Origin of the sequence: Cytobacillus sp. BC1816, assembly GCF_051353635.1 — a bacterium.
Classification (GTDB): domain Bacteria; phylum Bacillota; class Bacilli; order Bacillales; family Cytobacillaceae; genus Cytobacillus; species Cytobacillus oceanisediminis_C.
On sequence record NZ_CP195611.1, the window covers coordinates 3115170 to 3137224 of the forward strand.

A 22055-nucleotide genomic window follows, 5' to 3' on the forward strand; every position below is an offset into this window, starting at 1 on the left:
GCACCTCCGATCACTTTATTGCGCCAACTTCCTTCAAATATTTCTCAGCTCCTGGATGCAGATCCACAACCATTCCGTTTGTAGCAGTTTCAGTATTCATCTGCTTAAAATATTGATGGGCACTGATTAAGTCTTCTTTATTTTCATATAATTGTTTCATAACACTATAAACTACCTCTTCATCTACTTCATCGTGGGCAACAAGTACGGATGATCCTGCAACTGTTGGAATATCTTCTTCCTGATTTTCATACGTACCTGCAGGAATTACAGCTGCTCCAAAATCAGGATATTCTTCAATCATTTTGTCAATAGCCTCCTGGCTCATAGGCAGTAATTTAACTTCCCCTGTACGAAGGAGTTCCGATACCTGGGCACTTCCTACCCCAGTCCCATAAATGTGAACGTCAACCTGACCAGTTTGTAAACCATCAGTAGCTTCCTGCCTAGTACCATGAACAGCTTTATAATCATCTGGAGTAATACCATATTGTTCTAACAGCTGATTGGTATTAATCTCAATACCGCTTGCAGCAGGCCCAACTGCTACCTTTTTACCTTTTATATCTTCAATGCTATTAATGCCGGCATCTTTTCTGACTAGAATATGAAACTCATTAAAATAAATGGATGTAAGTCCTCTCATGTTTTCTATTTTGCGCCCTTCAAAAGCTCCTGTACCTGTAGTAGCTTCCCTTAAAGTTCCAGATTGGACTAAGGCTAATTCTACTTCTTTTGTCCCTAAGAAATTTGCATTCTCAGCTGAACCGCCTGTTGCTTGTGCGCTTCCAACAAACCCATCAACATGGTCAGAAATAATGGTTGAAATAGCACTTCCGAGCGGAAAGAAATTCCCTCCCATACTAGCAGTACCAATTCTTAAAAACTTTTCCTCGGAACCATTCGCTTCAGAAGAAGATGAACAGGCAGATAGCAAAAGTGACATGACCAATACAAGGACAAGACCAATAAGTGAACTTTTTTTCATTAATATGTACCTCCTAAATTTAATTATTTATTAATAAACCATCCAATGGACGGTAATTGATTATGTCACCATCTGATGATTTTGAATATTCAAAATTCCCTAGGTAGTCTTCACTCTGATTTGGATAATCCCTTCTCCAATGAGACCCTCTGCTTTCCTTTCTTTCAAGTGCACCCTTTATGGTAAGCTTGCCCACTGTAATCATATTTGCTAATTCATGAAAGGAAACAATGGCCTTGTAATTTCGAACAGCAATTTTATCCAAGATGGATTCTACTTCATAAAGCTGCTTAAGCCCTTCACGAAGTATTGATTCCTCCCTCACAACTGATGCACTTCTCCACATTACCGTTCGCACTAATTCTTTCTTATCCGCAAGAGATTCTTCACCTTTAGAATTCACCTTTAATTTTTCTAGTTTGTTGGATAAATCCAGCGAGTTTATCTTTGCATGCTGGTTAACTGCTGAATATTCAGCTGCCGACTCACCTGCAATTTTGCCAAAAACTACTGTGTCAGCAATAGAGCTTCCTGAAAGTCTATTAGCACCATGTGTCCCTGTTGCAGCCTCTCCTGCGGCATAAAGGCCCGGTATGCTGCTCTCGCAGTTCGTATTAATCTTAACACCGCCCAAAAAGTAATGAGTTGTCGGAGAGACGATCACCATATCTTTATGAGGATCTACACCTTTTTTCTTAAGCTGATTACAGAAGTGACTATACTTTGATTCTAGAACCTTTTTTGGAATTCCGCTGCAATCGAAGTATACTCCCCCTTCAACTCCATAGCCTCTCTCTACTTCCTGAAATATAGCCTGGGCCATTTTATCCCTCGTCGCAGCCTTATCTCCGCCTTCAACATATCTGTGAATAAATAACTCCTTATCTTTATCTCTTAATACAGCTCCATCACCAAAAAGCGGATTGGATGCAGGCATCTTCAAAGGCTTAATCATCTGAGTAGGATAGAATTGGACAAATTCCATATCTTTCAAAACGGCACCAGCTTCATAGGCAAGAGCATAAGAATCCCCTGTAATCCCCACCGTGTTGTTATTATGAGAGAACATTCCTCCAGCTCCGCCATTTGCTAAGATGATGGCCTTACATGAGATCTCAATGAATTCGCTTTCATTTATATCAATAGCAATTGCTCCGGCAATTTTACCGTTTGTTGTAAGTAAATGAGCAACGACTGTTTGTTCCATAACTCTTATGTTTCTCTTAATCACACTTTCCGAAAGAGGTTTCATGAATGACAAGCCTCTTGCTAAATAGGAGTATCCATCCCATATAGTTGGTACAGAACGAGGATGGGAATGACCTGGCGGCTGTCTTTTAACGTACTCGTTATTTGTTTTAAAAAATTCCATACCATAATCTTCCAGCCATTCTATTGTTTTACCAGAATTAAAGGCCAATGTCCTAGTTAGTTCTTTTTGATTAATGCCTTTTCCAGAGCGGATTAGATCATTAAAATAAATTTCCTCGGAATCTGGATTGCCTTCTTCTGGTACTACAACGGAAAAAGCGGATCCTGAAACAATTGTATTTCCGCTTCTTCCAGCCTTTTGTTTGCAAATAATCGTGACATCTGCACCGTGTTTTTCAGCTTCAAGTGCAGCAATCAACCCTGTAGAGCCTCCTCCTACCACGAGTACATCAGTAACTAGCTTCTTTATTTCCATAAACTCCCCCCCAGAGATTTGAAATTACAATAATTTATTTTTTAATTTTTCTTTAATAAATCCCATTTCTCTTGAAATCTTATCACTTGCATCAAGGATTTCACTGATAAAATGTTCTACCTTTACTTCTGTAAATCTGACAAGCGGACCCGAGATCGTAATCCCTGCAATAACTGCTCCAGTGTAATCTCTTATAGGTGCAGAAATAGAGGCAGTTCCCTCAAGTCGCTCATTAAAGCTTGCTGCATAACCTTTTTCTCTAATATCAAAAAGCTCTAGCTTTAATCTGTTTAAAGCAGATTCTTCCATTAATTCTTTTTGCTCCTTTAATACATGTGTGATAACTTCGGGATCTGAAAAAGCCAATAACAGCTTTCCTGATGCCCCTACATGTAATGGAAGCAGTTTTCCTACTTCAGATACTTTTCTTAAAGCCTGATTTCCGTCAATCCGGTCAACGCAGACCCTATTTGTACCATGAACGATATTAATATTTACTGTTTCCTGCGTCTTTTCTGAAAGTCCCTTCATAATCGGCTTGGCCACATCAATCAGCTCCAAAGAACTTTGTACGACATTGCCAAGTGATAATAATTGAATCCCTAGCCTGTATTCATGCGTGTACGGGTTTTTTTCTACCATCCCTTTTGCCTCTAAAGAAGCCAATAATCTAAAAACAGTTGATTTTGTTAACCCTGTTTTTTGGCTTATGTTAGGTACGGTTAGAGTTGGATTCTCCATTGTAAAGCTTGTAAGGATGTCAATGGCTCTTTCTACTGAACGGACTGTTTCACTCATCTTCTATTTCTCCTCTTATGTTCCAAAATGGATGGGTGTAATTAAGATTTCAATCCATTATACGAAATGGGATTTACGAATCGAAATATCCATTCCGCTGTACGGATCACAAATCCAAAATTGCTTTGACTTCATGGTAAAGGAGTTGATTTAGACTGTCAATAAAAAATTCTGAAAAATCAAATAAAAAATGATAAAATACTTGATAAATAAGGGGTTTTAAAAATAATTATTTTCGTAATTATTGAAATACTCTAAATTTATTCGTTGACTAACCATTTTACTATCCCGTAGAATGAATTTATAATCCATTATACGGTTTGATTTGTTTCTATTTTTGATAAGGAGGTTTTATAATGGGTCAAACATTAATTGAAAAAATTATCTCAGCACATGCAGATCAGCCCGCTTTCCAAAATGATATTGCTATTGTTGATGTGGATGCTGTAATGGCCTCAGACACCACTGCCCCTCTAACCATTAAGGGCTTTCATGAAATGGGCGGAACAAAAGTTTGGGATTCTTCAAAAGTGGTTTTCGTCATTGATCATGCAGCGCCTGCTCCTAATGAACGGATTGCTAATCTACATAGTTTTATGCGGGATTTTGCAAAAGAACAAGAAATAACCCTATATGATGCAGGCAGCGGGATATGTCACCAGCTTATGGTAGAGAATGGACACGTAAAGCCGGGACAATTGGTGCTTGGGGCAGATTCACATACATGCACATATGGAGCATTAGGGGCTTTTGCTACAGGAGTTGGATCTACTGATCTCGCTGCTGTTTTGCTGACAGGAAAGACATGGATTAAAGTACCTGCGACTATTAAAATTGAACTATCAGGCAAACTGCAGCCTGGAGTATCCGCTAAAGACCTAATTCTATTTCTGGTAGGACAATTAGGAATTGACGGGGCAACTTACAAAGCCATCGAATTTACAGGTGGAGCTTTAACCAATTTCAGCCTGGACAGCCGCCTAACAGTAGCCAATATGGCAATAGAAATGGGAGCAAAAGCTGGATTTGTTGATACCGAAGGATTAAACCTTTCCTATGAATTTAACGATATTAAGCCAGACGATGACGCCATTTATGAAAAAATCTATACTTTTGATATATCAGATCTCGAACCTCAAATTTCCATTCCACACTCACCTGACAATGTAAAATCCATCTCAGAAGTTGAAGGAATCACCATACAGCAAGCATTTCTAGGAAGCTGCACAAATGGCAGGTTAGAAGACTTACACGAAGCAGCAAGTATCTTAAAAGGAAAAACCATTCATCCGGAGGTGCGTTTTATGGTCGCTGCCGCTTCTAGAGAAGTTTATTTAAAAGCGCTTCAAGACGGTACAGCAGAAATACTGACACGATCAGGAGCAACTTTTCTTCCATCCGGATGCGGTCCATGTGTAGGTACTCACCTTGGGGTTCCAGGGAATGATGAAGGAATCATCTCATCCACTAATCGAAACTTCAGGGGCAGAATGGGAAATAGAAATTCCAATGTGTACCTTAGTTCGCCTGCCACTGTTGCTGCATCTGCACTTTATGGAAAAATAACCAACCCCCTGACCCTAATAAAGGAGGCAATCAAATGAACCTGAAAGGAACAGCACATGTTTATGGAAATGACATTGATACAGATCGAATTATTGCCGGCAAATATACAAAGACATTAAATATGCAGGAACTGGCTGATCATGTATTTGAAGATTTGGATTCTGATTTCCGCTCAAAGCTCCAATTGGGTGATATTTTGGTTGCAGGGACGAACTTCGGATGCGGATCTTCACGGGAGCAAGCTCCATTAGCTTTAAAAAAGGCAGGAGTTTCAGTCGTGATAGCGAGATCATTTGCCCGGATATTTTATCGCAATGCCATTAATATTGGTTTGCCAATCGTCGAAATCAAGGACCACACGATTAATGATAAAGATATCCTGAATGTTAATTTAAGTACCGGAGAAGTTAACAACCTAACAAAGTCAGTAATATATAAGGGGGCAGATATGCCATCTGTCATGATAGATATAATTAGAGATGGGGGATTAGTAGAGTATTTAAAGAATAGAGGAACCTATCAATTAACCAAATAAGTTCCTAAAAAGTGGTGTAAATAGAATGAAAATCGTCTTAATCGTTTGTATAGCGGGGATCTATATGTCGATGATTATGGGCACTCGACCGACTGTCTCTCTCTTTGCTCATGATTTGGGAGCAAGCATAAATCTAATTGGGTTGATCACTAGTTTGTTTTCATTGTTTCCTCTCCTATTTGCAATACTCTTAGGAAGGCTTATAGACCAATTAAATTCCAAGAAAACACTGCTTGCAGGAGGTTACCTTGGCATTATAGGAATTATTTTGCCAGGGTTGTTTCCTAATTATTTCGGGCTGGTATTATCACAGCTTATTGCTGGTTCCGCTCAAACTATCTTAATTTTAGCTGCCCAAGATTATGTAGGCAGGATATCCACAAAAAGGAACAGAAATCAATATGTCTCTTGGTTTAGCTTTGGAGTTGCAATTGGAACATTAATAGGACCCCTTATGAGCGGAATGCTGTCAGACTACTTTAGCTTTTCCATTACCTTTTATTTCATGGCATTTGTTGGTTTTCTTAGCTGCATTCTAATTCATATTGTTCCAAATCAAGAACCAGTCAGGTTGAAAAAAGGAGAAGAAGTATTAGAGAACGGACGCCCGTCTTTTTTGGACTTGCTTAACATACCTGGTCTAAGACTGGCATTGCTTTTTAGTACCCTAATATTATTTGCAAAGGATTTATATTTAACTTTTTTCCCCCTTCTTGGTCTGCAGTTCGGTTACAGCAACCTAACGATTGGCTTTCTACTTTCGATAAACGGAATTGCCAGTGTTATTATTCGTTTTTATCTAAACCCTTTAACTAACCGTTTCGGAACTGTTTCTGTCTTTATAGGTTCCATGATTATTACATGTGTGTCCTATATTGCTTTGCCCTTCTTTTCTCAAATCCTCATTGCAGGAATAATAGCATTTATTCTTGGGATTGGCCTAGGTATTGGTCAGCCACTTTCAATATCACTTACCATTCAGAATGCTATTAACGGACGTGTAGCTGAAGCATTGGGTATACGCTTGACTGTTAATCGATTAACCCAAGTTGTTACCCCCATTTTTTTAGGTGCCTTAGCTAATATCATTGGCTTGATCAATATCTTTATTGTCAGTTCAGCCGTCATTGCTGCAGGAACTGGCATTGCTCACAACAGAAAGAGAAAAGCAGCAGTCTCTCGTACAAAGCAAAAAACAATGTAAAAATTAAATTAAAAAGGAAAAATCCTTTTATGAGGACTTTTCCTTTTTGATTAAGAGATTAACTAACTTGCATAAATAAATCAAAGTACCTAACTCGAGTTCAAGTCAGTTGTCTTTTTCTCCCTAATCGGTACTTCCGTTTAAACTACTATTATTACCCAGTTTTCATGCTTATGCTTATTAGTGTAATTCCTATTCACTGTATTCTTAATACTGAACATCCCATTTTGAAAGTACCACTACATTGCATAGTTCCTTTCTCATTTTTAATCTTCTACATCGATTAATAAAATTTTTTCTTTAAAGCCACCTCGTTCTTTAGCCTTATGTCTTCTCAATTCCTCCACCTTCTCAATCGATGCCCCATGAGTCTCAGCAAGTGCATGTACTACTTCAAGCAAATCGGATAATTCCTCAATCGCCTCTTCATCATTATTAGCGTTTAAATATTCATCTAATTCTTCAATACTCTTTTTCTTGAGTTCTTGAATGAATTCTGACTGATCAAGAATCCTTGTTGAATAGTTCTTGCCTGTTTCTGCAATGATTTCTGGGATCCGGTCACGGACTAGCTTGTTATATGCAGGCATTATTCCCCTCACTTAAAATGATTAGTTTTCTTACTGCTTACCGCCTAACAGGTTAATCAAGTCTCTAAAAATGGAAGAAGGATTCCTTTGTAAAGTATCAAAAAGTACAGTTTTTTGATCACCTTCACCAATGAAATAAACTTCTCTATTTTCTTTATTAATTTTTATCGCAACATTTTTAATCTTATATTCCTCAACCTTAGTAGCCATATCAAGATTAACTGAGTCAAGTTCAAGGGATATTCTGTCTGAGACCCTCCTGAGCATTCTCCATAACGTTTTTTCTTCCTTGGATTTCATAAACAGTTCTGGAAGCTCTGTAGATTCTTTCAAATTGCTCAATGTCGTATGCATATATTCAGCGATACCATATCCAACAGGTTTAATGATAGGATTACAATTGATCCAATGTTCAACTTTAAATTGCATGTATTCATCGATTCCTAATTTTTGTGGCCTAATATCCGTAACCATGCCATAGCAAATAACTCCATTATGCTCTAATACACCGTTCCTCACATAAAGACCTATATACTTTGTCTCTTGCCATCCAGATTTTAGTTTATTTACAGGGATACGGTAGCTGCATGTCAGTTTATAGCTAATATATTCTTCTCGATCTCTAACAAGCCCGATAAGAACCTTCTCTTCCAGGCTGGAGTTCCAATTTTCCAATGTACCCCTTGGCAAGATTCCTTCCTGCTGGATTTCCTCAGGGCTTTTTTCAATAAGCCTCTCCACAAACATTTCGACAAGGTCCGTTGCATTCGGAAGAAAAGGAAGCCCTCCAATATTGACATTATCAATACTTTTATAGAAGTGATGATCCTGGTAAAGCTCTTCATAGGACCAAGGAAAAAGTACATAGGCTCCAAAAGCGGTTCTTTCATATGGCCCATCATTATAGACAACGATAGAATCTCGATAACGGTGCATGGTGTTAATATCATCTTCAAGTGGTCCGGGTTGCTTATATCGGTTTTGATAATAACTTCCTTCCTGGGCGTAATCGATTCGATACTTGGCATCAAATACATAATTATAGGTAAAGTCTTTCCCCTTTTTAGCGATGCTGAGCATGGTATCGGGCTTTTGAGGAATGGTCGGCAAACCACTTTCATACTTTTGGTAAGTTAGAATAATTTCCTCTTTGGTATAGGGATGTTTATATTTTCTTGTTGCAGACCGATTGGTTTGAAGATTCACAAACAGTCCCTCACGGTTTACCTGGATAATATCCTGGCTCACAAGCTGATACTTTTTATCAAGGATTTGCCCGAGCTTCAGGAATGTCCAATATTCATATAGAGTTGCTACATCTTTAACAGACATTTGATAAAGCTTTCCTTGAAGCATTAACCCTTTAGAAACCGTCAGATAGATCTGAAAAGCATCGCGGTAGCCAGGGGCCATTTGCAAAACCAGGCTTAGGATAGAGCGATCCAGCTTTTTTATTGCCTTCCAAAATGGACTTTTCAGCTTACCCTCCAAATGCTTAATCATTTCGAGCATCTTGTCTAAAAGATCAGCATCAGGTTCTACTTCCCACCTGGAGTTTCTATTTCTTAATGTCTTCAGCAAATCATAAAGCTTATGTGTAACCCGCTGCATCATCCATTTCACATATCGATTCTCTAATGTATCAAAGGTAAGCTCCTTTTTAACACGAAGACCTTCGGTTGGCATGAGTGTTTTGTTATTGATATGGATGCCATTTGAAACCTCAGTAAATAGATGAGGTCTTTTTTGCAAATAGCTCCTGCTTCTAGTGTCCAGCTTATTTAATTGGTCTCCCCTTACCTTTTCATACGTTTTCTGGAGAAGGTGATGAGGCTGCCGTTCAATACGGGTAATCGCCTGCAGAAACTGATCAAAATGCTTGCTAATTAACCGGTAAAATTCACTTCTGGAAGGCTTGCAGTCAAGCTTCATTCTAGCTCCTAAATAGGTTTTCCGGATAAAATGAAAGGCAAGATTATAAATTTCATCATTAACTTCTTCTAGTAGCTTTTTATAATCATTCTTGTAGTCAAGCTTTGCTGGAAAAATCTCTAACGTTACTTCTAACAGCTTTTTACTACCATCTCTAATTTCAAAGGTCGTAAATCCCACTTCATTCTGGAATTGTAAGTTTCCCATTAACATATAAGTGTTTGGGATTTCCACTTTAGATATTGATTGCCTTAAACCAGGATGCTCATGATAAAAGGATAAGTCTCTGCTTGTTTTAGGTATGACAATAACCTGATAAACTCCATTTTCGAAAAAGATAGGCCTTAATTGAGTAGATTCCTGAAGCAGCTGTGTTTCAATATCATAGACTAATACCTGATTTACCTGATCCCCATGAACAGAAAACTGCATGACATCATGCATATCCATTGCACGATACTGTTTTAACCCCTCATATCTCACATGATACGGTTTTCCTTTCACCACAAGAGAGAAATCATCGGTTTCAATCTTAACCAATTCAACTTCGTTACGAGATCCAGAAGGATGTGAAGCCATCCGCTTGTAACCTCCTAAGCATCTCAATCACTTTTCGAGCGCTCTTAGGATAAATAGCACTTTGTTCATCGAACTGAGATTTCTCATCCTCCTGAAACTCAGTATTTGTAAATAGTAGATATAACTCCCTTAGCAGCTGATCAATTCTTGAGTCACTTCCAGACAGACGCGGCAGGATCTTCTGAAGGATGCAATGATCAAATGCTTCCTCAAAGGTCATTAGATCACCTTCTTTGTTATAGGCCAGAAAGAAACAAATCTCATCCCTAACCCGGTACCCAATATGTGCATTAATAAGTAGAAGACTCTTATTAATCCTTACCAGCTCACTTGTAGCCTTTTCAATAATCTCTGTATCTACCTTGTACAGATCCTTTAAGTGCAAATATTTTGAGGCAAGCTGACTCTGACCTATTTCTAATGGATCTTTGTCCTCAAGATCCTGGAGAAAAATTAAATTATCCAACTCAACTCGATTAAACTCAATTGTATTAGCACGGTCTAACACCTTTTTACTAAAAGGGTGCGTCGTTTCATCCATATTAACGGTTCCAATAACATAAAGATTATTAGGAAGTGTGACCTCTCCTTTTGCGACCTCCTCCGATAATAAAGTAGAAGAAACAACCTTTCCATCCTCCCATCTTCTACTCTCCATTACACTGAGAATATCACTAAAGTAATATTCCACTCGTGCTAAATTCATCTCATCTAAAAGAACAAAGTAAGGCAACTCTGGATGCTCTTCTGCTGCTTTAATCGCTTTTGTTAAAGGTCCTTCTTTAAAATCGCCTTTGATATCTACATATCCTAATAGATCTGATCCGTCACTCCAGTCAGGACGGACAGGGATCAATGTAAACTGTCCATTTTTCTCAGTAGCTCCTATACTCTCGGCAAACCATTGCACCATTTTGGTTTTACCTGTTCCTGAGATACCTGATAGGATCACAAAGGGTTTGGTTTTTAGAGATAGGAATAAATTAATGACTTCTTCTTTTGGGTAGTAAAAGCCTTTGCTATTTATGTAAGAGTAAATGTGATTGATTATTTCATTGAAAGATAATATTTTAGACTTATCTTCTCTCACCATTGATGGACTTGTAGATAAGGTATATTTTGCATCTAACTTATCATCTAACACATCCCACTCCTCATTCACCAAATCTGTTTCTCTAAGCCAATTCAGAATATTTCTTGTCCTATACTGGGAAACAGAGGGTTCCATTAAATTAGAGCCTTTGGAGTTTCTGACAATTATCATCCCAATTTCTGAAAGTAATGAAAGCTTATCTGTTTTATTTATTCCTTTTAATAAAGAAAGTGTCTGATAAATCACCAAAAAGTATGGATGGTGCAGCATCAGTTTTGAAAGATATTCGTTCTTATTTACAGCATCAATATATCCATTTAAAATACTTTGCTGGATTTGATATTCTCCATTTAAGAACCCCAATAATTTTAGCCCCTGACGAGCACGGAGCTTCAGCCTTTTTATTGAGTCTTCTTTATATTTTTGAGATATTTCTTTTGGGTCTATATCCTGGTTAATAATGTCGTTTAAGAGCTGCATTGTCTGCTCCAAACTTGCTTCAGGTAGCTGGTCAGTTGTAAACTCTTTCAATTTGATATATTGTGTGTTGTCACTTACTACTTTATCAACAAAAGGCAATTCATGAAAAAATGACATGATAAACCCAGACCTGCCTTTTGTCTTAATAAAGTCATTTGGTGAAGCTATCCTAACATTTAAAAACTCTTCCCATGCTGTTGAAAGGGAATCGTAAGTAATAGCAGCATATGGGTTTTGTTCTTCACCTCGCGAAAACCTCTCTCTTGACGATTCAGTTTCAACAAGTATCTCTGCTTCGTTAAAATTTGTTATCCAGTTAGGCTTATTTGTACTTAAAGTTCTAATTTCCGATTTATTTTTGGCTATGGACATAAAAATTGATTTCATTGAGTTATCTGGTATCTCTGTTTCTCTCAGACCATCGTTATTAACCTTTGATAATAAACATTCCATTTTTACATATTTAATTGGATTACCTGAACCTTTGTGTATATCTCGAATATTAAGGTCTAGGAGTTTTGACCTAATTGGATCTTCAGCTATTTCGCCAAACAAAATAAAACGGCCTTTATTATCAGGATGATTATCCTTTTCATAATCATTTAGATTATAAATCTCTTTAATTTCGTTATTATAAACCGCACAAAAGTATTTCAGATCACCAGAACGGAGTCTATTCTCACTAATTACCCAGCTAACGCTAGTTGCATGATACAACTCTTCAGGTGTCATACCTTCTTTAAACGAAACTCCAATTTTAATTAATATTGTATCTTCTTTGCCCATTACTCCTGCTCCTCAATAAAATTTTCTCTTATAGTTTTTGCCTCACTAAGATTTGTCAGTTCATACAGTTTTATAGTGTCTAACCATTTTGGCAACAGCCACTTTCCTAAATGCTTATTAAAAATACTACTTCATCAAAATAAATAAAAAGCCTACAGGCAAAAGTCTTTTTTGACATTTACCTGCAAGCTGCTATCTTCTAATGAAGTAACTACTTTTAAGAACTTGGGCTTGATCCCAGTTAGTTAATGTTAATGTTATACTAGCGGCAGTTTCCACCAGTTTTCCTAAACTATTTGAATTGCTTCTCCATTTGATCATAGCATCTAAATACAAATGTTTTCAAAAACAAAGTTATTCTTTCCAGCCATCTAATTTCGCCTTTTCAACTAAAGAAAGTAATAATTGGCTCTGTACTGAGTTTGGTAGCTTTAGCGGTAATTTGCAAGCTATTTTTAATGCTTGCATTTCGAGAAAGGTTGCAATTTTTTTGTCAATAATAAAGGTATGTAAATTGCTCCAATATTCCACTCCCTTATTTACAACCTCAGTTTGGGCTTCTATACCTGTTATAACTTTTTGTTCCCTAACTGCTTGTCTTACTTCTGATTTAACATCCCTTTTATGCAATAAAATAGATTCTATTTTGTTATCGATCACAATATCTAAATCTGTTACACGTTTCCAACAAGCCTCCTGTTTACACCATTGTGTCACGTTAGCATTCCCTCGAGATGGATCTGTAATTGATTCGTATACCGATTTGGTTATTTTTGCCATTTGGTTAGTAATTACCTCAGGTACCTCTTGTTTGTTCCAAATTATTTGTAAATCTAAAGTGTAATCATTGTACTGCTTCTTTAGTAAGTGTGCAAATAAGGAAATGGAATACGTTACAATATTCGCTCTGTAACCTTGCTCATACCAAGTCTGATTGGGAACTAACTTTTCAACATGTTTAAAAAAAATGTATAGGGCCACAGATTCTTGAAAATATCTTTCGTTAAAACTTTCTGATGATGAAGACCATTCTTTGTCTACCCATTCTGCAAATTCTTTAAAATTTTTCTGTGCTCCCTTACTTACTATATGAGGCAGACATCGCCAAGAGTTTTGAGCTTTTGCTAGATCGGTTTTAGATATTAATTGCTTTTTAGGATTTTGCAATAAAAATCTATCCTTTTCTCTCTTTTTCATACGCATTTGCGCTTGAAGATATTGTCCCCTAGCTCTCTCATAAAACCAATGAGTATCATGTTGTGCGCCTTTAACTGCTGGTGCAAACAGCCTTCTTGAAATTTGTTCCATTCGTATATGGAAAGGGTGTGTGGAAAAAAAGTCAGCGTCACTTACTTTATTTTGACTATTGGAGGAACGAGAAATTTTTTGAAGTAACCCTTGGGTTTCATCAATATCCTCATTAACTTCTGTCAATTTCATTTGTAACGTAATATCGCTTAAATCTGCCTTATCTCGGAATCTTGCATTGGAAAGGGAAGCGGTAGTTTGTCCCCCGTTAATGATTTGAAAATCTCGAACATGGGTGATAAATTTCCCTTCAGGTTTATTTTCTATAGTTACAGAATTTGCTGTTGCAGAAACACCATTATTAAATGCAAAAAACATTTTTGGTTCAGTTAATATTGTCTGCCTTATTTTTTTATTGACTGCTACTTTGGTACTCAAGAATGATCTAACATTTCCTTCTAATAATTGGGCTCCATGAAAGTCATATATATCTGCTAAAACCTTTCCAGGAATTATACATAAAAAACAGCGATAGTCTATTATCCCTTCATTACTTGCTTCCAAACAAGGAATGCCATTCGGTAAAAAGCTAGTGAAATTTATCTCTATGCTTTCCCTACCTGATTCGGCTAAGAATATCTTAAATAAACGTTCTATATCCCATATTTGATATTCGATAGGGATATCATCATATTCACCAAATTCAAAGCTCTCAATTCGACCACTTATATATCGATCTGTAAATAATAATACTCGATACTTATTAATTTTACCTTTATTCCGAACAAACAAATCGATTAAATCAGCCGAAGAAGTACTTATTTCAATTCTTTGGCTTAAATTATTCTTATACACTTCATCAATAAAGCGGATCGGCCATTGAAATATCTGCTCGGCGTCTTTACGCGTTAAAATGGCACCTTCTTCACTTGCATTATAATCAGAAACTATTAGATTTAAAGTATTATCAAACTCATCTAAGGCATAACCATCAATTCTCACCTTTCTATTCCTTATTCCCTGCCCCAGATAAAATGCGTTTGTAAAATCAGGAATCACCTCAGCCGAAACTAAGTTGTCCGCTATAATATTTACAAACGCTGTATTTGATCCTTCTCCATAAGCAGCAGCTGTAGAACGCACATCCTCTATTAATTCTTTTCTAAATTCCTTAATATCCATAGTACACTCCCCCTGCTAAACCAATTTCCAAGGTTCTATGGCCTGGATACTAAGTTGGTAACCTGCGCTTGCAATTTGAATAGGAACATTACCTTTAACAAGTTTAGGAAACTTACTATTCACTTTATACTTACTGACTTTTCTCAATCTATAAAATTGCTTTTGATATTCTGGTAAATCAATATACCCATACTGTAAAAGTTTTTCATTAAACATATTTACTATTTCTAGGCTCTCCATTAAGCATTCCCTAATTTCACTTATTAAGCTCTCGAGTGTAAAACCATATACATCGTTATGTGCGGTCTTTTCTAAAAAATATATGACTAATTCACCAGGGACCGGAGAGTCTAATTGTTCAAGAGAGGAAATTGAAACAACGCTTGAACTTAAACCTACTACTTTAATTTCATGCCATCTATCGGAAAAAATAAAGTCTTGATCCGCTTTTTCAGGTCCTAACCAGCCATTTACTGCAACACCTAAAGACATACCACCTCTGATGGTTTCTTTTAAGTAACAAAGTTCCCCTATCAACCCTTTTTGCATTGATTCACTTAGTACACCTGTCTTGTAGATTTCCATCAATTTCGCCCACTGATTATATCTACTAATTACACACTCTAGTCCTGATAAGTTATTTTGCTGCTTGCGCGAGGATTCGATTAAGTCAGAACATAGACGAATAAAAACATCTTCCTGTTCAACACGAATCAACTTAAAGGAAAGCGCCCAGTTACCATCAATACGTTTCCCTGTAGAAACTTGAACAGATTTAGAAGATGGTAGAGTATCAGGTTCAAATTCAGTAACTAGTAACAAAACTTTCTGATTTATATTTTCGTATCCTATATACCACTCTAAAAAATGGTCGGCATCAATTCTAACAAAAGCATTTGCATTAAAGGTTAGAGTATTCCATTTTAGAAGCAAGGATTCATTAGTTATCATCGTCTTCATCCTCTTCATCGTCTACATCCATCCAATCCCTTAATTCGACTAGATTTACTATATAATTTGCTGTTTGCACTTCACCATCACCCGGGATACCAATTGCAAGAGCAAAAAGAGTCTCTGGAATTTTTAGGGTTGGTTCATCTTTATTCTCAAGTACATGTAATAACAATAAAGGATTTCTTTCCTCGATTAAGTATGCACTATCTGGAATACTTTTTTTACCAGGGTTTGCTTTTAAAAAGGCTTCTTTCACTTTTTTCACTTGTTCTTCTGACAAGCCCGCACGAGTTGCACCACCAGAACCTACCCTTACCTTTGTGCCTGATACTTTAATCATTCCATCTTTTTCTTTTAATATCCGTTGTTGCTTATTAACAGTGATTATGCCATTTGCCCCTTCAAGATGATATTCTGAACCAGATCCATTGGGAAGAAAAACATCCCATACAACTAGATCACCATTATTATCAATGAAATCAGCTAATGCTCTACTTTGAAATGCTAAGTGCCATGGATGCGTATCAAAGCTTCTCAGTAAATCAACTACAGAATCCTTGTTGATACCAGTCCATAATTGCCCAATAACTCTATTTTTAACTTTATTAACTTCAGTATCCAATTTTGAAACAAATCTCTTGAAAGCCCTTTCATTGGATTTTAATACTTCTGGTTTAGATTTTAAACGAGGTGTTTCTAGCAGCTTGCCCGTAACTCTAATTGGCCTACTAACCTGCGTGCCAGATCTCATTTTATTACGAGCTGTTACTATAAGAGAATTAGGGTCTTGTCTTACTTTAAGTCCAAAATCCCTTGGTGTTAAATTCAATCTGTTCATTCGAGCTATCTCGTTTTTCAGTTCGTTTGCAGCTTCAGTTATAAAGCCATACCAATCTATTGCATCCTTTGCCATCCATACTTTAAAAATGTCATCATAGTTTGGCCTATATCCAAACCACCTTCCCATTTGAAGAAGAGTGTCATACATTTGTGAATTTCTATAAAAATAACTTACAATTAATCCCTCTAAAGTTAATCCCCTTGAGAGACTAATACCACCCACAGCAATTACCCGAAATCCTTTTTCTTTATGTGAGTAGTAATCAAGACTATTTGCTCCTGTTTTTTGGTTAACAGCTCGTGCTTCCACAGGGGCAATAGCTTTATAAAGATATTCTTGCTGCATTTCTTCCCAAGGAATACCTGCTTTACTCTCCAATTCGTACTTATCCCATATACCTTTTAAGTACTTAAGAGATTCTATTAACAGAGCTTGTTTTTCACTCAGAGTAGCATAATTTCTCGCATCAGAACGTACTTGTTCTAGCCATACTATAATTTGATCTTTTATTTCAACTTGTACATCAGTAAAACGGCTTACATTAACCAGCATTGAGCGATGTTTATTATTATCTCCCCTAATATCTCTAATAGCATTTACTAATAGAAAATATCCTAATGCCTCATATAGACTGTTAGGTAAATCATCTACTTCAAGATCCTTTTTATGCTTAGATGGAAAGAATTGCTCAATTTCATCAGTATCAATTTCAACTAAACTATCCCTATATCGGGCGGAATCACCAAACATGGCATCAGCCCCAATATAGTGATTTGGAGGACGGAGGACATAAATAAAATCTCTTGGAAATAAATCATCCCCCACCATTTCATCTTCAGAATCAGGGTTTATAAAAATGTTTGCAAAGGGAGTTGCTGTAATACCAACATATGAAGCTTGATAAAATTTATCTAGAATAGATCTAATTGCTGAATTGATTGCGGTTGGATCTTGTTCCTCTTTTTTGGTATTTACAGATGCGTTATCTGCCTCATCATCAATCAACAGCAGTGGTAAATCAATCTTACCATTAGAATCTGCATTATTTGAAACTAACCAATTCTCCAAATTCTTCAGTATAGTTTTATGTTTCTTTACAACAAACAAAGCAGGTTCATTATTATTTCTTAGGGTTAAATCGTTACTTCTTAAGATAGTTGAATTAAAATCAGATAAGACACTGGTAAACGCTGAAATACGTTTGGACGAATTTATTTTCCCCACTCCATCAAAAACATTCCTAACTTCTTTATTGCCTTTAAGTTTTAACAAATTCTTACTCAATCTACCAGCAAATTCCTTGTCTAAACGCTCCTGCGTTTGAACTCGCAAGTTTTCCTGCATTCCTGCCAAAACAATAATCACTTTATATCCGGTATCAGCTGCTTTATTACAAATGGACGTATAATTGACAGTTTTTCCCGACTGAACATCGCCTAACACTAAACCCCGGCGTTGCCATTGTTTTTTACTCAGTGGATCACCTAATAAATCCACTATTTCAGTAGATACTGTATCTAAATTTGCTGTAACCCTACTATTCCAGCCTTCTACTTCTTCGAGATATCTTTTGTATCGATTCCAGTAAAAAAAGTCTATTTCCGCACGCCTGCTTGGTAGCCAAGACTGATGGTCACTAGTTTGATCGGATATAAACAATCCAACATCCATGGTGATTTGCATAGATGCTTTTAGAATTTTAATAATTTGTTCAAACTCTTCATTAGTAACTGAAAAATTGGATCGAAGGGAATTTGCCTCATTTAAGAGTGCTTCCTCTCCCGGAGGGGTCGAAGGATATTTTGTATTAAGTGAAATAGAAATAAATCGTTCAAGTAGATGTGCGTTTTGACTTAACATTTATTGTGCCTCCTGAAGCATCTTCTCGAGCAAATCTGTATTTTGAGCAAAAGGTTCTGTTATAGATAACTTATTAATCATTTCTTGTCTTTCTTTTGCATTATTACAACCAGAAAGTAACCCCTTAATCATCTGAATTAAATCTACTTCTGATAATTCACTATCCTTTACAATTTTATGATCGCTTGTTAAATCGACATATAACTGATTTAAAGGGAGGCTTCTTTCTATATGTTTAAATAAATTGTGTATCTCTCTTTTATTATTACAACTTATCGCTTCAACTAAAGGATGATCTCTATTGATTTCATATAGGACCCCCCCATCTCTTGTTTTAAGACGGTTCCAAATATGGATCTTATCATCATCAATTTCTTTTCTTCCCCGAAAAGTCCATGTACGTTTACTAACTTCTCCGAGTCTTTTTATAATGCTAGCAACATTCTGTTGTACAATAGCCGGTGGAATTGCCATTGATTTCTTTATATCTAATGTCCAGAGAGAATCCAGTGAGTTTGGGATGTCAATTCGGACCCTTGCCAATTTTGACAAATCTCCCTTACGCATCATCCTAAACCAAGTTCCCCATATTAATAGACGTTTATTACGATATACATAAAAACCCTGAAGTTTCCTAATACCATCTTCTCCCCCTAACATACTAATCTCAGATTCATTCAGCTGAGAAATATGAGGAAGTAGATACGGTCGTACAATCACTTTCTGTCCATCAATGTTAATAATTTCATCGTCTATGACCTGAGTGCTTTTTTCCGTGAGAAACGGATCAATAGCTTCAACTGACAATTTATTAATCTCGATAGCAACTCTTTGAATTCCAACCTCACCATTAATATATCGATGAAAGACTAGGGATAAATGCTTTCGGACATTATCCATGTACCTGCCCATTATTGTGGACAAATTGGTAGTACCCTCTTTTACTTTATCAAGTTCTTGCCAGATAACTAAAGTACCTGATTCCATTTCCTTAAGTTGTTCAACATGAGGAAATGCTTTGAAATCCTCTTCTGCTAATAATAATAGTGACCACTTAGTGGTTCTAGCTATGTGATCTAAATCCCACTGTGCCCCAGAAAAAGTTTCCCCTTTTTTACTAATAACCGTCAGCTTTCTGCATTGGGACATTGAAGCGGTTTTTAAACCTAATCCAAATCTACCTAAATCCTCCTCTCCTCTAGTATCTAGAGGGTTGCTACTCCCATAACGCATTGCTTCTATTAACTCAGATTTTGTCATTCCTATACCATTATCCAAAATTGATAAATAAGGAGATCCAATAGGAAAGAAATTTATTTCTATTTTATTAGCCATAGCTGTAATACTATTATCGACAATATCTGCAATTGCGGTCTCAATTGAGTAACCAATTGCCCTTGTTGACTCCATTAGAGCAGGAGCATAAGGGGGTAGTTCATGGTCTCTCATTTCTATATCTCCTTTCACGTAAAATCTTATATTTTTTCTAATGTATACAGATAAGGGTAGCACTTTTATTTTCCCTAAAATGCAAATTTATGTATGAGCTTTTAAGAGTTTAATAGAAGATAAAAATACACAGGTCTGTCTTTGTGACACTTTCACTTCCTTATGATCATCTCCGAAAATAAAAAAATTAAGTTTATTAATGCATAACCTCTAATAAATTTTTTTAAAAAAATCCTTATTAAAAGTAGATTATATCTGTTTTTAGATAAATTAATATTATTATCAGCATTAAATAAACCTGAATTAAAAATCAATAAAAAATTTCTTAATTTTCCTTCATATAAAAAGTAATTGAATAAATAGATGCAAGGTACAGTTAAACTGAACTGATTTATTTATTCTTAACATTTTTAAGTATACAAAAATTTAGCTATCCTTAGGAAATATTTTACCAAATAACCATGCTAAAAAAAAAGTAGAGTTAATAAATAAAAAAGCTGCATCCATTGGATACAGCTTAACTAATCACATAATTATTCTAATTACCACTCAAAACTTCTATATTATTTACTTTTTTTTCCAAACGTAAAATTCCCTTCATATTCTGCTCAGTCTCAGTACCAAGTGACTCTAGTAACCCCTCAGCAATCGCCCTTGCAAGCAGCGGAGGAACCGCATTCCCTATTTGCTGATACTGAGAGTCCTTTGACCCAAAAAATTTATAAGAATCCTGGAAGGATTGTAGCCTAGCAGCTTCCCTAATACTTATAGCTCTGTCTTTAGCAGGATGCACCCACATCGATTTTCTTGCATTAAGTACTGTATCAGAAGGTTCATTATAAGCAAGTCTTCTATAGATGGTATTCTGTGTTCTGCTATGATCTGTATAGGTTGTTTTTAACGACTCATCCAAATCGTGAAAGTTTTGCCCTTCTTTCAGTGACTGAAATCTTTTTAAAGCTACCTCACGCGTTTCTGTTCTAACGTGATTATAGATTTTATCACTGTTGTTAAGGTATGCATTTAATGGACTGCCGATTAATGGACGATGAGAATCCTTATACATTTCATCTTTTTTCACGTCAACTTCTGGCGAAATGTTCTCTAAGTCACCAATCGCATCATAAATTTTGTTATACTCGTCCCTGCTTTGAAATAATGGCTCTGGTGTCACTACCGCTTCAGCTTTCAAACAGTCTTTTCTGATGCCCATCAGAATTAATCTTCTTCTTTCCTGTGCAACACCGTATTGAGCAGCATTGAAAATATATTTGTCTTCATTAAAGACATAGCCTAAGTTAGACAGCTTCCTTTTTATATAGTTAAACACATTGAAGGATTTGATGGTGATTTCAAGATCATGCTGTTTCACCTGAATATCAAATAGTTTAACTTGGTTGTCTATAACCTCTGAAATCTTATAAATGACTTTTTGTGCTTCAATGATATTCTCGAGTTTTTCTTTAAATGAACTGTTATCTTGAGCATTTCCGTCCATTAATTTCTTTAATATATCGCCTAAATCTACCCAGTCTAATTGATACAGGCTGTCCCAGTATTCACTGTGCTGATCAAGCCATTGCTGGTTTACTGTCTTTAATAAGTATTTTTGGTTTGTTTCTTTCTGTATGAAGTTCAGCAGATCTTTGTTTGATTGCTTCTTAGAATGTTTTAGTAGTGAAGTTAATTTGGACATTAAGTCCTTATTAATCATGAATGGTGTTAATTCTATTCCCTCTGTGTAAGCATTCAGAAGGAATTCCCTTAATTTATCAGCGTATGATGTGCTTTTGCCAATTTTAATATGTTCTTCTGCCGGCTCAATTCCCAGCTTAACGAGTTCAGCTTCGTCACTTTCATTTAGAAAGAACTTATGTTTCTCCGACTCCATCGTCCTCACATTCTCCATCACAAAAGCCTTCGGACGAATCTCTTCAATCGCACGCAGATATTCTTTTACAAGCTGATTATTCGAAGATATAAGAGTATTCTGCTGACGATTTGCATTTGAAAATCCCTGGCATGGAGGGCCGCCAATTACCACATCAATATCTCGGAATTCATCAATCTTTTCTCCCTCGTCATTTACATACTTAAGCTTTGTAATATCTTTATGTAAAATAACGTCTTCATGGTTCATTTCATAGGTTTTTCTTGCGTTCTCATTGATTTCGACAGCAACTTTCACTTTGAATTTCCCGGTCTGTTCAAAGCCGCTGCTGAGACCGCCTGCCCCTGCAAAAAGATCCATTACTCTAAGTTTCTCCATCTTAAAACCTCACT

Annotated in this window: 14 protein-coding genes; 3 read left to right on the forward strand and 11 right to left on the reverse strand. The window is 36.4% G+C overall.

Annotated elements, in window-relative coordinates; all coding sequences use genetic code 11:
* Nucleotides 1–10 precede the first annotated feature (10 nt).
* Genes ACR42H_RS15890 through ACR42H_RS15900 form a run of 3 tightly spaced genes read right to left on the reverse strand, consistent with a single transcriptional unit; the run spans nucleotide 11 to nucleotide 3473 of the window.
* On the reverse strand, nucleotides 11–988 hold the full coding sequence (locus tag ACR42H_RS15890; protein WP_159344519.1) for a TAXI family TRAP transporter solute-binding subunit: 978 nt from the start codon (nucleotides 986–988) through the stop codon (nucleotides 11–13).
* 19 nt (nucleotides 989–1007) lie between these two features.
* A complete protein-coding gene (locus ACR42H_RS15895) occupies nucleotides 1008–2675 on the reverse strand; it encodes an L-aspartate oxidase (RefSeq protein ID WP_436371761.1) in 1668 nt (555 codons plus the stop codon).
* A 24-nt stretch (nucleotides 2676–2699) separates the two neighbouring features.
* Nucleotides 2700–3473: an IclR family transcriptional regulator gene (locus ACR42H_RS15900; protein ID WP_436371763.1), complete on the reverse strand. Its 774-nt coding sequence runs from the start codon at nucleotides 3471–3473 to the stop codon at nucleotides 2700–2702.
* Between the two features lie 356 nt (nucleotides 3474–3829).
* Here ACR42H_RS15900 and ACR42H_RS15905 point away from each other — a divergent pair, with 356 nt between their 5' ends.
* From ACR42H_RS15905 to ACR42H_RS15915, 3 genes are read left to right on the forward strand one after another with little or no spacing between them, the layout of a single operon-like run.
* Nucleotides 3830–5077 carry a 3-isopropylmalate dehydratase large subunit gene (locus tag ACR42H_RS15905; protein WP_436371765.1) on the forward strand — a complete coding sequence of 416 codons (1248 nt, stop codon included), beginning with the start codon at nucleotides 3830–3832 and terminating at the stop codon, nucleotides 5075–5077.
* Nucleotides 5074–5574, forward strand: coding sequence for a 3-isopropylmalate dehydratase small subunit (locus ACR42H_RS15910; protein WP_436371767.1), 501 nt, complete (start codon nucleotides 5074–5076; stop codon nucleotides 5572–5574). Before ACR42H_RS15905 ends, ACR42H_RS15910 begins: the two co-directional genes overlap by 4 nt.
* Before the next feature lie 25 nt (nucleotides 5575–5599).
* The gene (locus tag ACR42H_RS15915) at nucleotides 5600–6778 is read left to right on the forward strand and encodes an MFS transporter (protein WP_436371769.1); all 1179 of its coding nucleotides are present in this window, start codon (nucleotides 5600–5602) and stop codon (nucleotides 6776–6778) included.
* 266 nt (nucleotides 6779–7044) lie between these two features.
* On the opposite strand, the gene ACR42H_RS15920 is transcribed toward ACR42H_RS15915, so the two are convergent.
* The 8 genes from ACR42H_RS15920 to ACR42H_RS15955 all read right to left on the reverse strand — a co-directional run bounded on the left by ACR42H_RS15920 (nucleotide 7045) and on the right by ACR42H_RS15955 (nucleotide 22041).
* Nucleotides 7045–7368 (reverse strand): nucleoside triphosphate pyrophosphohydrolase, encoded by a 324-nt coding sequence (locus ACR42H_RS15920; RefSeq protein WP_436371771.1) that lies wholly within the window; start codon nucleotides 7366–7368, stop codon nucleotides 7045–7047.
* 30 nt (nucleotides 7369–7398) lie between these two features.
* Entirely contained in the window at nucleotides 7399–9879 is a 2481-nt protein-coding gene (locus ACR42H_RS15925; RefSeq protein WP_436371773.1) for a DUF2357 domain-containing protein, read from the reverse strand.
* Nucleotides 9851–12238 carry an AAA family ATPase gene (locus tag ACR42H_RS15930; RefSeq protein ID WP_436371775.1) on the reverse strand — a complete coding sequence of 796 codons (2388 nt, stop codon included), beginning with the start codon at nucleotides 12236–12238 and terminating at the stop codon, nucleotides 9851–9853. Before ACR42H_RS15930 ends, ACR42H_RS15925 begins: the two co-directional genes overlap by 29 nt.
* A 354-nt stretch (nucleotides 12239–12592) precedes the next feature.
* Nucleotides 12593–14668: an AIPR family protein gene (locus tag ACR42H_RS15935; protein WP_436371777.1), complete on the reverse strand. Its 2076-nt coding sequence runs from the start codon at nucleotides 14666–14668 to the stop codon at nucleotides 12593–12595.
* A 15-nt stretch (nucleotides 14669–14683) separates the two neighbouring features.
* On the reverse strand, nucleotides 14684–15619 hold the full coding sequence (locus ACR42H_RS15940) for a PD-(D/E)XK motif protein (RefSeq protein WP_436371779.1): 936 nt from the start codon (nucleotides 15617–15619) through the stop codon (nucleotides 14684–14686).
* The gene (locus ACR42H_RS15945) at nucleotides 15609–18323 is read right to left on the reverse strand and encodes a Z1 domain-containing protein (RefSeq protein ID WP_436371781.1); all 2715 of its coding nucleotides are present in this window, start codon (nucleotides 18321–18323) and stop codon (nucleotides 15609–15611) included. Before ACR42H_RS15945 ends, ACR42H_RS15940 begins: the two co-directional genes overlap by 11 nt.
* Nucleotides 18324–19772, reverse strand: a complete 1449-nt coding sequence (locus tag ACR42H_RS15950) for an ATP-binding protein (protein ID WP_436371783.1) — start codon at nucleotides 19770–19772, stop codon at nucleotides 18324–18326.
* Between the two features lie 538 nt (nucleotides 19773–20310).
* On the reverse strand, nucleotides 20311–22041 hold the full coding sequence (locus tag ACR42H_RS15955; protein ID WP_436371785.1) for a DNA cytosine methyltransferase: 1731 nt from the start codon (nucleotides 22039–22041) through the stop codon (nucleotides 20311–20313).
* Nucleotides 22042–22055 lie beyond the last annotated feature (14 nt).